Source organism: Rhizobium sp. SL86 (assembly GCF_026672545.1).
Classification (GTDB): domain Bacteria; phylum Pseudomonadota; class Alphaproteobacteria; order Rhizobiales; family Rhizobiaceae; genus Neorhizobium.
Genome location: NZ_JAPPRJ010000001.1, coordinates 2,325,863 through 2,337,678, shown reverse-complemented (window position 1 = coordinate 2,337,678; position 11,816 = coordinate 2,325,863). Strand labels below are relative to the sequence as shown.

The window sequence follows — 11,816 nt, the reverse complement described above, 5'->3', positions numbered from 1 at the left end:
TGGCGAATCAGGAGTATCGATGCCGCGTGAAATCGCACTGAGAGAAGTAAAGGATCTGGTAGGCAAGGAAATCGGCGTATCCGACTGGATCACGGTCGATCAGACCATGATCGACCAGTTTGCCGATGCCACGCATGATCATCAATTCATCCATACGGATCCGGAAAAGGCCGCTGCGGAAAGTCCCTTCGGCGGCACGATCGCCCACGGTTTCCTGACGCTCTCGCTGCTGTCGGCGATGAACTACAATTCGCTGCCGCACATCCGCGAACAGACGATGGGGTTGAACTACGGGTTCGACAAGATCCGCTTCGGCTCGCCGGTACGCAGCGGCAAACGCATTCGCGGACGCTTCACGCTGACCGAAGCACGCCTGCGCGGTGCCGGCATGCTGATGACGACCTACGACGTCACTGTGGACATCGAAAACGAACGCAAGCCGGCGCTCGCCGCCACCTGGACAACCATCGTGCAGTTCGATCCCAAGGACCGGCCCGACGACTGGTCGTCATGATCCCCAGCCATCGTTTTGTGGTGGCCATACCGGGTGGCGACACCCGGCAGAATACAGATGAGACGTATATGCCCTGATGCCGATTGTTCTTCGGAGGTTGACTGATGTTTCCGCTGTCACACATGATGAAATCCTTCATCCGCAAGGGCCGGCTGACGGTCATTGATGCAGAGGGACAACGGCATGTCTTCGAGGGAACACCGGGCATTGCCGTCACCATGCGGCTGACCGACCCGAAGCTCTACAAGAGCCTCGTCTTCAACCCGGAACTGGCCGCCGGCGAAGCCTATATGGACGGCACCATGCGCTTCGAGGAAGGCTCGACGCTCAAGGATTTCCTCAGACTGTTTTCGGTCAACCGCCTGTCACTCGGCTCCTATCCGCTGCAGAAACTGCTGCGCGCGATCAAGATGCGCTTCCGCAAACGCCAGCAATCGAACCGCAAGGGCCAGGCACAGCAGAACGTTGCGCATCATTACGATCTCGGCAACGACTTCTACAAACTTTTCCTCGACGAAAACATGCTCTATTCCTGCGCCTATTTCCGAGAGGAAGGTGAGACGCTGGAACAGGCACAGCGCAACAAGCTGCGCTTGCTGGCCGCCAAGCTCTGCCTGAAACCCGGCATGAAGGTGCTCGACATCGGCTGCGGCTGGGGCGATCTGGCGCTTTATCTCGCGACACTCGAGGACGTGACGGTCACCGGCGTGACGCTCTCCAAAGAGCAGCAGGCGTTGGCCTCGGAGCGCGCTCAAAAGGCGGGACTGGCGGACCGCGTCCGATTCGAACTGAGAGATTACCGCGACGTCGAGGACACGTTCGACCGGATCGTCTCGGTCGGCATGTTCGAACATGTCGGCGTCCATCATTACGACGAGTTCTTCAAGAAGCTCAACGCGCTGATGCCGGATGACGGGCTTGCCGTCATCCACTCCATCGGCCACATGAGCCCTCCCGGCATGGCAAGCCCGTGGCTGAGAAAATACATTTTTCCCGGCGCCTATTCGCCGGCGCTTTCAGAAGTCTTCGAGGTCGTGGAGCAGAACAGCCTCTGGGTCACGGATCTGGAGTTCCTGCGGCTTCACTACGCCGAAACGCTGCGCCACTGGACGGAACGGTTCGAGGCGAACCGCGACAAGGTCATCGCCCTGTATGACGAACGTTTTGCCCGCATGTGGGAATTCTACCTGATCAGTGCCGAGATGATGTTTCGCACCGGCAGCCAACTCGTCTTCCACATGCAACTCTCCCGCTCCCGCGACGCCGCTCCCATCGTGCGCGACTATGTGACGGACCGGCAGCGTGTTTATATCGAGCGGGAAAAGCAGTTGGGCATTGCCGTTTCCGGCTGACTGAGATGATATCAGGTAGCAGGCGACGGTCGCTGAACCGCCGCCTGTTCAATGCTTAAGAACAGGCATCCTCCGCCGCCTCTGCCAAGAGGCCGAAGGCGTAGTCGGAAAACGAACGCCAGCATTCCAGGCGAAAGCTGTCTTCGGCAGTGCGCAGAAGAACAACCTCGATCTTGCCGAACAGGGTGCGCGCGCAGGCCCCCACGGGAAACGCCTTCAGCGACAGGTCGAGCGGGCAGCCGCCGTTCAGCGTCGCCACGGCACCGGGGCCGGAGACCAGGATCGCGGTGTTGCGATGGGAGACATCCGTCGCGGAATGCAGCGCACCGGATGAAGCCGCCGCTTCGACCAGCCCGCCCTCGCCTTCATCGATCACCAGCCATTCATCCGGGCCGAGCCAGAGTGCGGTACGGGTGCCGTTCATGGCGGAGGTCTTCGGAGCCGTCGGCAGGGCAAGCTTCAGCGCCGAGGAGAGGGCCGCGACATCGTCTGGCCGGGCGCGCAGCGAGATGCGGTTGGCCGGAGCGGCCGGCTGCAGGCGCACGCTGGCGGAACCGCCATGGGCGCCGGCAAGCGGCAGGGTGCGGGTGGCAAGCTCAGCCATGGATACGGCCTCCTTCCTTGTCGAAGAACACCATGTCGGTCACGGTGGCGGCGATCGTCTTGTCTTTCATCGGAATATAGACCGTTTCGCCCATCCGAGCCCGGCCGCCGGCGACGAGCGCAATCGCAATCGACCGGCCCAGATTCTCCGACCAGTAGGCGGAGGTGACATGGCCAAGCATGGTCATCGGTTTTGCCTGGTTCGGGTTGGCAACGATCTGGCCGCCCTCCTCCAGCACCTCGGTCGGATCGGCCGTCAGCAGGCCGACCAGTTGCTTGCGGCCCTCGCGCATCAGGTCCGGGCGCTTCAGGCCACGGATGCCGACGAAATCCGTCTTCTTCTTGGAAACGGCCCAGCCATAACCGGCATCGTCCGGTGTTACCGTGCCATCGGTATCCTGGCCGACGATGATATAACCCTTTTCAGCGCGCAGTACATGCATGGTTTCCGTACCGTAGAGGCAGGCGCCCAAGGCCTGGCCACGCTCCCAGATGGCTTTCCAGACGGCAGCGCCGTAATCGGCCGGGACGTTGACCTCGAAGCCCACTTCGCCGGTGAACGACACGCGGAACAGCCGGGCCGGTACACCCATCACGGTGCATTCGGCCACGCTCATATGCGGGAAGGCTTCGTTGGAGAGATCGAGCCCCTCCACCAGCGGCGCGATGATCTCGCGTGCCTTCGGCCCCTGCACAGCAATCACTGCCCATTGTTCGGTGGTGGAGGTGAGCCAGACCTTGAGATCCGGGAATTCGGTCTGGAGATAATCCTCCATGTGATGCAGCACGCGCGGCGCACCGCCCGTCGTCGTCGTTACGTGGAAACGGTCTTCCGCCAGCCGACCGACAACGCCATCGTCATAGACGAAACCGTCTTCGCGGGTCATGATGCCATAACGGCATTTGCCGGGCTTCAGCGTATCCCAGGCATTGGTGTAGAGGAGGTTCAGGAATTTCGCCGCATCCGGGCCGACCACCTCGATCTTGCCGAGCGTCGAGGCATCGAAGATCCCGGCCACCTCGCGCGCAGTCCTGCACTCGCGGTTGACGGCGGCATGCATATCCTCGCCGCGGCGCGGGAAATACCAGGCGCGTTTCCAGTTGCCGACATCCTCGAACTCGGCGCCGGCTTTCACGAGCTCCGCATGCAGCGGCGTCTTGCGCGCCGGATCGAACAGATCGCCACGCGAATGGGCAATCAGCGTGCCATAGGTCACCGGCGTATAGGGCGCACGGAAGGTGGTGAGGCCGACCTGTGGAATCTCCTTGCCGAGCATTTCCGCAGCAATCGCCAGGCCATGCATGTTGGAGAGCTTGCCCTGGTCGGACGCCATGCCATTCGTCGTGAAGCGCTTGATGTGCTCGATCGAATGCATACCTTCGCGCACGGCAAGGCGAATGTCCTTCGCCGTCACATCGTGCTGAAAATCGACGAAGGCCTTGACGGTCGTTTCCTTGCCCGCCCCTTCGGCAGCCCCGATCATGCCGCCGGTCCAGCCGAAGGCCGCTTCACCCGAGACGGACAGCGATCCACCACCGGCCTCTGCCGCTTCGGCGAGAAGCGCGCCGAGTTCGTCGGTGCCGTTGCAGGCGCCAACGGAAACACAGTTTTCCGCATAGATGTTCGGCAGGAACCGCTGGTTCTCCGCGTCAAACTTCAGCTTGCCGCGCGACTGCGAGAAGAGATGCACCGACGGCGTCCAGCCGCCGGACATCAGAAGCGCATCCACCGGGATCTTGCGGTGATTGGTCGAGCCGTTGCGCGCCACCGTCATCGACGAGATGCGCAGCCGGCCGGCCGTGTCGATGACGGAATAACCGGTCAGCACCTCGATGCCGAGATTGCGCGCCGCCGAGACCAGCGCCTCGCCGGGCTTGGCGCGGCAATCGACAATCGCGGCAATCTCCACACCCGCCTTTTTCAGGTCGATGGCCGCCTCATAAGCGGAATCATGGGCGGTGTAGACACCGATCCTCGAACCAACGGCGACGCCGTAATGGTTGAGGTAGAGCCGGGCCGCCGAGGCCAGCATGATACCGGGGCGATCATTGTTGGCAAACACCATGTGGCGTTCGATGGCGCCGGTGGCGAGCATCACCTTTTTTGCGCGCACCTGCCACAGCCGCTCGCGCGGCAGCGATCGGTTCGGGTTCGGCAGGTGATCCGTCACCCGCTCCACGAGACCAAGGAAATTGTGGTTGTAATAACCGAACACGGTCGTGCGCGTCAGCACCCGCACATTCGCCATGGCCGTCAGTTCGGCCAGCACGCCTTGCGCCCAGTCATAACCCGGCTTGCCGTCGATCATGGTCGAGGTGTCGAACAGGAGCGCGCCGCCAACGTCGGCCCGCTCATCGACGAGGATGACCTCCGCACCGGTCTTTGCGGCAGACAGCGCCGCCGTCAGGCCGGCCGCACCGGCACCCGCCACCAGCACGTCGCAATGGGCAAACCGGTTGGCATAATGATCCGGATCGGTTTCCGTCGGCGCAACACCGAGGCCGGCGGCACGGCGGATGATCGGCTCGTAGAGCTTTGCCCAGGCCTCGCGCGGCCACATGAAGGTCTTGTAGTAGAAACCGGCCGCGAAGAAGGGCGACAGCAGGTTGTTGAGCGAGCCGATATCGAAACCGAGGGTCGGCCAGCGGTTCTGCGAACGGATGATCGCGCCGTCGAACACTTCCTGCACACTGGCGCGCACATTCGGCTGGCGGCGGGCGGCATCGCGCGCCACGTCGAGCAGCGCATTCGGCTCTTCCGGCCCGGCGGAAAGAACGCCGCGCGGACGGTGATATTTGAACGAGCGGCCCATCAGGTGCACGCCATTGGCAAGCAGCGCGGAGGCGACCGTATCGCCTTCCAGCGCCGTGTAGATCTTGCCGTCGAAGGTGAAACGCGCGGTGCGGGCCGGTGTCAGGCGACCGGCGCCCTTGATGCGGTAATTGCTCATGCGGCACCTCCTTCAGCGCCGCCGGCACTGACCGGCTCGGTTCCCGGCACCGGCTGGCGCGGCAGGCCGGCCTCGTAGGTCAGGAGAAACTTGTCGCTCACCGTGTCGCGGATCGCGTTGAAGAAACGCCCGCAGCCATGGATGTGCCGCCAACGCTCCCAGGCGATGCCCTTGGTGTTGTCGCGCAGGAAGAAATATTCGGCGAAATCCTCGTCGGAAATCTCCGAGATCACCTCCGGCCGGGCGATATGCGCCTCGCCCGCCCAGCGGAATTCGAGTTCGGATCGGTCGTCGCCGCAATAGGGGCAGTGGATCAGAAGCATGGTCGTCCCCTTATCAATGCGCGACGGCGGCAGCAGCCGCCTCGTCGATCAGGCGGCCGGTGCGGAAGCGGTCGAGTGTAAGGCCTTCCGCCAGGCGGTGCGGCTCTCCCTTGGCGATCAGCCAGGCGAAGAGATGTGCAGACCCCGGTGTCGCCTTGAAGCCGCCGGTGCCCCAGCCGCAATTGACGAACAGGTTCTTGACCGGCGTCACGCTCTGGATCGCCGAACGGTCCGGTGTGTTGTCGGTAATGCCGCCCCACTGGCGCATCATCTTCACGCGGCGGAAGATCGGGAAAAGTTCGCAGATGGCATCCAGCGTATGGGTGATGATCTGCAGGCCGCCGGTCTGCGAATAGGAGTGATACTGGTCGGTGCCGGCGCCGATGACGAGTTCGCCCTTGTCGGACTGCGAAATATAGGCATGCACCGTGTTCGACATGACGACGCAGGGGAAGATCGGTTTGAGCGGTTCCGAGACCAGCGCCTGCAACGGATTGCTGGTCAGCGGTACGCGCACGCCCGCCATCTGCATGACGACGGAGGAATGGCCGGCGGCGGACACGCCGATCTTCTTCGCGCCGATGAAACCGCGGCTCGTTTCGACGCCCGTCACCTCACCGTTCGGCCCGCGGCGGATACCGGTGACCTCGCAATTCTGGATGATATGCACGCCGCGATCGGAGGCGCCGCGGGCATAACCCCAGGCCACCGCATCGTGACGGGCGGTTCCGCCGCGTTTCTGCAGCGCCGCGCCATTGATGGGATAGCGTGCCGTCTTGGAGATATCGAGCGGCGGACAGAACTTCTTGGCCTGTTCCGGCGTCAGCCATTCATTATCGATGCCATAAAGCCGGTTTGCATTGATGTGCCGCTTGAAGCTCTGCATGTCGTGCGTGTTGTGCGACAGCATCATCACGCCGCGCGGCGAATACATGACGTTATAGTTGAGATCCTGGCTCAAGCCTTCCCACAGTTTCAGGGAATGCTCGTAAATGTCCATGCTCTCTTCATAGAGATAGTTGGACCGAATGATGGTGGTATTGCGGCCGGTATTGCCGCCGCCGAGCCAGCCCTTCTCGATCACCGCCACATTGGTGATGCCGTGTTCCTTGGCAAGGTAATAGGCAGCGCCGAGCCCATGGCCGCCGCCGCCGATGATGATGACATCGTAGGACGGACGCGGTTCGGGCGAGACCCAATGCGGCTCCCAACCCTTGTGGCTGCGCATGGCCTCGCGGGCCAGCGCAAAGACCGAATACTTGCGCATATGTGCCTAATGCTCCCTGGAACCCAAACCTGTGGGCGGAGCCATACAAATCGCAAATCGGCGGGCGTCGCAATGGCTGCTTTGCGACGCATTGGCTCCCTTCTATCGACACGCGCGATTTCGTGATGACAAAAGGCTACGTGAGCGAGTCTTCATCCTCTGTTATCCCACCACGCCACGAGACACCCGGGACGTCCAAAAAACGGATCATCCGGCACGTCGCAAACAGGCTGCAGCCCCTGCGAAACAAGGGAACTGACACTTTTGCCGCATTTTTCAATGTCGGGCTCCGGAGCCCGCTGGACTTCGCAAAAACCTTCTGTTATGTGCCTTCCCCAATTGCCGGACGAGACGCCCGGCTTTCAGCTATTGTTTCGTACCGGCCTGGACAGAGCCGGAACGGTCAACTCGAAAACCAAAGGAACGGGATTCACGTGCAGGTACTTGTCCGCGACAATAACGTCGATCAGGCTCTCCGCGCTCTGAAGAAGAAGATGCAGCGCGAAGGCATTTTCCGGGAAATGAAGATGCGCGACTACTACGAGAAGCCCTCGCAGAAGCGCGCTCGCGAAAAGGCCGAAGCCGTTCGCCGCGTCCGCAAGCTTGCCCGCAAGCGTGCACAGCGCGAAGGCCTCATCCCTGGCGGTCGCACCGCCCGTTAATTGGCCGTCTTTTGGACGTTTTTGCGTGCTTTTAAGCGGGGGCGAATGTTCGCCGCCGCTTTTTTGATTTGCCCTGCCCTTCACCCGTTCGTCACAGTACGAGGATCTGCGCCTTATGGCCGCCAAGACCGCCGCAAGCATGCCCCATGACCTTTCGCCTGCCGAGCATCCGATGACTGGCCGACGCATCGGCATGAAGCTTTCGGGCGCCGTGCTGTTCCTGACCAGCCTTGCCCTTGCCGGCTGCCAGACGGGACCGGCGAGCACGGACCTGATCAGGCTCGATCGCGCCCAGGGCTCGGAGCAGAACATCGCGTCGCTGTCGGCCGTCATCGCGTCCAATCCGCAGGATCCGGAAGGTTACAACGTTCGTGGTTCCGCTTATGGTCGCGCGGGCGACTTCCGCCGCGCTCTCGACGATTTCAACCGCGCCATCCAGCTGAACCCGCGCTTCTTCCAGGCCTATGCCAACCGTGCGCTCGTCTACCGCAACATGGGCAAGCCGTCGGAAGCGGTGAACGATTACAACACCGCGCTGCAGATCAACCCGAATTATGACGTTGCCCTCATCGGCCGCGGCAATATCTATCGCCAGGCCGGCCGCACCAACGAGGCGTTCAACGATTTCAACCGGGCGATCCAGCTGGAAACCACCGATGGACGCGCCTGGCACAATCGCGGCCTGATCTATCAGCTGCGTGGCCAGCACGCCCAGGCGATCGAGGATTTCTCCAAGGCGATCTCGCTGTCGCCCTCCTCGCCGGAACCGTATAACGGCCGCGGCGTCTCCTATGTCGCCCTGAACGACGACGACAACGCCTTTGCTGATTTCAACCACGCGATCGAACTGAACGACAAGCTGGCGGAATCCTGGGCGAACCAGGCTCTGGTCTACGAGCGCAAGGGCGACATGGCCCGCGCCTACAAATCCTACAGCCACGCGGTGCGTCTGGATCCGAACTACAAACCCGGCCAGGACGGAGCTGCCCGCACCCGCGGCAATTCCGCCACGTAAGCGGCATCAACAACATAACGACAGAAGAAGGCGGGTCCGCACTGCAGGCCCGCCTTCTTCCGTTTGATCCGGTATTGGCTGTGACGGGGCCGAGCCCGCAGCCCGACTTAACGCAGCAGATAAAAGCCTGCGGCATTGAGGATGACGAACAGCAGAAGCCCGCCCAGGAGACCGCCGCCGGCATAAAAACCGCCGACCATGGCAAGCAGCAGCACCACGACCATCATCGTGCCCCACTTGGTTCCCGCCAGGAACATGTCGTAGGTCTTCTCGTGCTCGCGATAGTCCATCGGCGCACCCGTTTCGACCGGTCCTGTCTGATGATTGTCCATTCTGATGATCTCCCGTAAAGCGCAGCCTCCCGTCCCGTGGGTGACTGCGCAAAATCCTGCCTGCCTCTGTCCATTAGAGCTACACAAAAACCGGGCCTTGCGCAATGCGACAAGCCGTTTCGCTGCTTGACGAACCGCAAGCCGGAAACGGCAAAATCCATTTGGCGGTGGGCGCCAGTGGACACTGATCACGCCGGTGATTGCTTTTCTTTGGTTGCGCGCATAGACGGTTCGGCGAAAGAAAACTCTGAACGATCGGCGGTTCGCGACTTTTGGAGCGTTGCCACGTCAGCTGTTTTAGACATAGAGAAGATACAACTATAAAAATGCTTGGGGGATAATCAATGAACATCCTGCTTGCGGTGAGCCGCGCGATCGACGCGGTGACCGGTTTCATCGGCCGTTGGGTCTCATGGCTGCTGTTGGCCGCCGTCCTGATCAGCGCCGGAAATGCCGTGATGCGTAAAGCCTTCGACATTTCGTCGAATGCCTGGCTGGAAGTTCAATGGTACCTGTACGGCACCGTCTTCATGCTGGCAGCGGCCTATGCGCTGTTGAAGAACGAACATGTGCGCATCGACATCCTGTCATCGTCCTGGTCCAAACGTACCCGCGACATCGTCGACCTGACACTGCATATCCTCTTCCTTCTGCCCTTCGCCGCCCTGATGACCTATCTGGCCCTGCCCTGGTTCTGGTTGTCCTACCAGTCGGGCGAAATCTCTTCCAATGCCGGCGGTCTCATCATCTGGCCGGCGAAGCTCGTCGTCCTGATCGGCTTTGCGCTGCTTCTGGCGCAGGCCATCTCCGAAATCATCAAGCGCTACGCGGTCATCATCGGCCGTATCGCCGATCCTCGTGACGAGGTCTCGGCGGAAGCCAAAGCGGCCTCGGAGGTGTGACATGATGGCGGATATCATCCATATCGTTGCGCACAACCTGCCCCTGGTGATGTTCAGCAGCGTCATGGCCATGCTGCTGCTCGGTTATCCGGTAGCCTTCACGCTGGCAGCCGGCGGCCTCATCTTCTTCGTCTTCGGCGTCGAACTGTCGCATATCTCGCCGGACATCCGCCTCTTCTGGCCGCTCCTGCAGTCGCATCCCGAGCGCATCTACGGGATCATGTATAACGACACGCTGCTGTCGATCCCCTTCTTCACCTTCATGGGGATCATCCTGGAGCGGTCGCGCATGGCCGAGGACCTGCTCGACACGATCGGCCAGCTGTTCGGCCCGATCCGTGGCGGCCTTGCCTATGCGGTCATCCTCGTCGGCGCACTGCTCGGCGCCACCACCGGCGTGGTTGCGGCCTCCGTCATGGCGATGGGCCTGATCTCTCTGCCGATCATGATGCGTTATGGCTACAATCGCCCGCTGGTCTCCGGCACGATTGCGGCCTCCGGCACGCTGGCGCAGATCGTTCCGCCCTCGCTGGTGCTCATCGTCATGGCCGACCAGCTCGGCCGTTCCGTCGGCGACATGTATGTCGGCGCGCTCTATCCCGCGCTGCTGATCATCGCTGCCTACTGCCTTTATATCTTCGCTGTCACCCTGGTGAAGCCGGAATGGGCCCCTGCCCTGCCGCAGGAAGCCCGTACACTCGGCAACGGCGTTACCTCGCTGATCGTCATGATCGCCATCTCGATCGGCCTCTATTTCCTCGGCATCGAGATCCTGTTTACGGGCATTGCCAGCGAGGAATGGCGCCTCGTCGCGGCACTCGCCTTCAGCGTGGCCGCTTGCTACGGCGTGGCGATTGCCAATAGCCGCATGGAAAAGAAGATCATCTCGCGGCTTGCCGAACAGGTGATCATCGTGCTGATCCCGCCGCTGGCACTGATCTTCCTCGTGCTCGGTACCATCTTCCTCGGCATCGCGACGCCGACCGAAGGCGGCGCCATGGGCGCGACCGGCGCCCTCATCCTGGCGCTCGCCAAGGGTCGCCTGACGCTGACCTCGATCAAGACGGCGCTCGATTCCACCACGCGCCTCTCCGCCTTCGTCATGATGATCCTGATCGGTGCCCGCGTCTTCGGTCTCACCTTCTACGGCATCAACGGCAATGTGTGGATCGAGGACCTGATGCTGGCCCTGCCGGGCGGCGAATACGGCTTCCTGATCGTCGTCACGATCATCGTCTTCATCCTCGGCTGCTTCCTCGATTTCTTCGAGATCGCCTTCATCATGGTGCCGCTGCTGGCGCCGGTGGCAGACAAGCTCGGCATCGATCTCGTCTGGTTCGGCATCATCCTCGGCATCAACCTGCAGACCTCCTTCCTGACGCCGCCCTTCGGTTTCTCGCTGTTCTTCCTGCGGTCCATCGCACCGACGAGCAACTGGGTCGACAAGGTGACCGGCAAGACGATGCCACCAGTGAAGACGACCGAGATCTATCGCGGTGTCTTCCCCTACATCGTCATCCAGTTCATCATGATCATCGTGGTGATCGCCTTCCCGGGTCTCGTGATGCATTACAAGGACGAGCAGCCGACGGTAAAACCGGACGACGTGCAGATCCAGTTGCCGGCGGGTGGCAGCAACAGCAACAATCCGCTGGGTCTTCCACCGCTCAATCCCGGCAGCTCCGGCGGCAACTCTGCCCCGTCGATGGGCCTGCCACCGCTCAACCTGGGTGGGCCGGCTCCGTCGGGATCCACGGCACCAGCAGCTCCGCAGCTCGGCCTGCCACCGCTCAATTTCGGTGGCCCGGCACCTGCCGGATCGACGGCGCCTGCGGCACCCGCGGCCCCGGCGCCCAGCCAGCCCGATCTCAGCCAGCCGCCGAAGTTCTGACGCG

The 11,816-nt window shown here is 61.9% G+C and carries 11 protein-coding genes; 6 read left to right on the top strand and 5 right to left on the bottom strand.

Going from position 1 to position 11,816, the window contains the following annotated elements; all coding sequences use genetic code 11:
• Positions 1 to 19: 19 nt before the first annotated feature.
• Together OU993_RS11500 and OU993_RS11495 are read left to right on the top strand one after the other, a co-directional pair.
• The gene (locus OU993_RS11500) at positions 20 to 514 is read left to right on the top strand and encodes a MaoC family dehydratase (protein WP_268157155.1); all 495 of its coding nucleotides are present in this window, start codon (positions 20 to 22) and stop codon (positions 512 to 514) included.
• A 104-nt stretch (positions 515 to 618) separates the two neighbouring features.
• Positions 619 to 1,866, top strand: a complete 1,248-nt coding sequence (locus OU993_RS11495) for an SAM-dependent methyltransferase (protein WP_268157153.1) — start codon at positions 619 to 621, stop codon at positions 1,864 to 1,866.
• A 55-nt stretch (positions 1,867 to 1,921) separates the two neighbouring features.
• On the opposite strand, the gene OU993_RS11490 is transcribed toward OU993_RS11495, so the two are convergent.
• Genes OU993_RS11490 through OU993_RS11475 form a run of 4 tightly spaced genes read right to left on the bottom strand, consistent with a single transcriptional unit; the run spans position 1,922 to position 7,010 of the window.
• Positions 1,922 to 2,470, bottom strand: a complete 549-nt coding sequence (locus OU993_RS11490; RefSeq protein ID WP_268157151.1) for a sarcosine oxidase subunit gamma — start codon at positions 2,468 to 2,470, stop codon at positions 1,922 to 1,924.
• Positions 2,463 to 5,420 (bottom strand): sarcosine oxidase subunit alpha, encoded by a 2,958-nt coding sequence (locus OU993_RS11485; protein WP_268157149.1) that lies wholly within the window; start codon positions 5,418 to 5,420, stop codon positions 2,463 to 2,465. The genes OU993_RS11490 and OU993_RS11485 overlap by 8 nt, the downstream gene beginning before the upstream one ends.
• Complete coding sequence (locus OU993_RS11480; protein WP_268157147.1) at positions 5,417 to 5,743, bottom strand: sarcosine oxidase subunit delta; 327 nt, start codon at positions 5,741 to 5,743, stop codon at positions 5,417 to 5,419. Before OU993_RS11480 ends, OU993_RS11485 begins: the two co-directional genes overlap by 4 nt.
• 13 nt (positions 5,744 to 5,756) lie before the next feature.
• Complete coding sequence (locus OU993_RS11475) at positions 5,757 to 7,010, bottom strand: sarcosine oxidase subunit beta family protein (RefSeq protein WP_268157145.1); 1,254 nt, start codon at positions 7,008 to 7,010, stop codon at positions 5,757 to 5,759.
• 434 nt (positions 7,011 to 7,444) lie between these two features.
• Between OU993_RS11475 and rpsU the strand changes: the two genes are divergently transcribed.
• Together rpsU and OU993_RS11465 are read left to right on the top strand one after the other, a co-directional pair.
• Positions 7,445 to 7,672, top strand: coding sequence for a 30S ribosomal protein S21 (gene rpsU, locus OU993_RS11470; RefSeq protein WP_268157142.1), 228 nt, complete (start codon positions 7,445 to 7,447; stop codon positions 7,670 to 7,672).
• Between the two features lie 115 nt (positions 7,673 to 7,787).
• Complete coding sequence (locus OU993_RS11465; protein ID WP_442792908.1) at positions 7,788 to 8,687, top strand: tetratricopeptide repeat protein; 900 nt, start codon at positions 7,788 to 7,790, stop codon at positions 8,685 to 8,687.
• Between the two features lie 107 nt (positions 8,688 to 8,794).
• On the opposite strand, the gene OU993_RS11460 is transcribed toward OU993_RS11465, so the two are convergent.
• The gene (locus tag OU993_RS11460) at positions 8,795 to 9,019 is read right to left on the bottom strand and encodes an aa3-type cytochrome c oxidase subunit IV (protein ID WP_268157139.1); all 225 of its coding nucleotides are present in this window, start codon (positions 9,017 to 9,019) and stop codon (positions 8,795 to 8,797) included.
• A 344-nt stretch (positions 9,020 to 9,363) separates the two neighbouring features.
• Here OU993_RS11460 and OU993_RS11455 point away from each other — a divergent pair, with 344 nt between their 5' ends.
• A complete protein-coding gene (locus tag OU993_RS11455) occupies positions 9,364 to 9,921 on the top strand; it encodes a TRAP transporter small permease subunit (RefSeq protein ID WP_268157137.1) in 558 nt (185 codons plus the stop codon).
• A 13-nt stretch (positions 9,922 to 9,934) separates the two neighbouring features.
• Positions 9,935 to 11,812: a TRAP transporter large permease gene (locus OU993_RS11450; protein WP_268157680.1), complete on the top strand. Its 1,878-nt coding sequence runs from the start codon at positions 9,935 to 9,937 to the stop codon at positions 11,810 to 11,812.
• The last annotated feature ends 4 nt before the right edge of the window (positions 11,813 to 11,816 follow it).

What these genes read in the sequence shown, in the direction of transcription:
- OU993_RS11500 (WP_268157155.1), top strand. Translation starts at nt 20, where the DNA reads ATGCCGCGTGAAATCGCACTGAGAGAAGTAAAGGATCTGGTAGGCAAG.
- OU993_RS11495 (WP_268157153.1), top strand. Translation starts at nt 619, where the DNA reads ATGTTTCCGCTGTCACACATGATGAAATCCTTCATCCGCAAGGGCCGG.
- OU993_RS11490 (WP_268157151.1), bottom strand. Translation starts at nt 2,470, where the DNA reads ATGGCTGAGCTTGCCACCCGCACCCTGCCGCTTGCCGGCGCCCATGGC.
- OU993_RS11485 (WP_268157149.1), bottom strand. Translation starts at nt 5,420, where the DNA reads ATGAGCAATTACCGCATCAAGGGCGCCGGTCGCCTGACACCGGCCCGC.
- OU993_RS11480 (WP_268157147.1), bottom strand. Translation starts at nt 5,743, where the DNA reads ATGCTTCTGATCCACTGCCCCTATTGCGGCGACGACCGATCCGAACTC.
- OU993_RS11475 (WP_268157145.1), bottom strand. Translation starts at nt 7,010, where the DNA reads ATGCGCAAGTATTCGGTCTTTGCGCTGGCCCGCGAGGCCATGCGCAGC.
- OU993_RS11465 (WP_442792908.1), top strand. Translation starts at nt 7,788, where the DNA reads ATGGCCGCCAAGACCGCCGCAAGCATGCCCCATGACCTTTCGCCTGCC.
- OU993_RS11460 (WP_268157139.1), bottom strand. Translation starts at nt 9,019, where the DNA reads ATGGACAATCATCAGACAGGACCGGTCGAAACGGGTGCGCCGATGGAC.
- OU993_RS11455 (WP_268157137.1), top strand. Translation starts at nt 9,364, where the DNA reads ATGAACATCCTGCTTGCGGTGAGCCGCGCGATCGACGCGGTGACCGGT.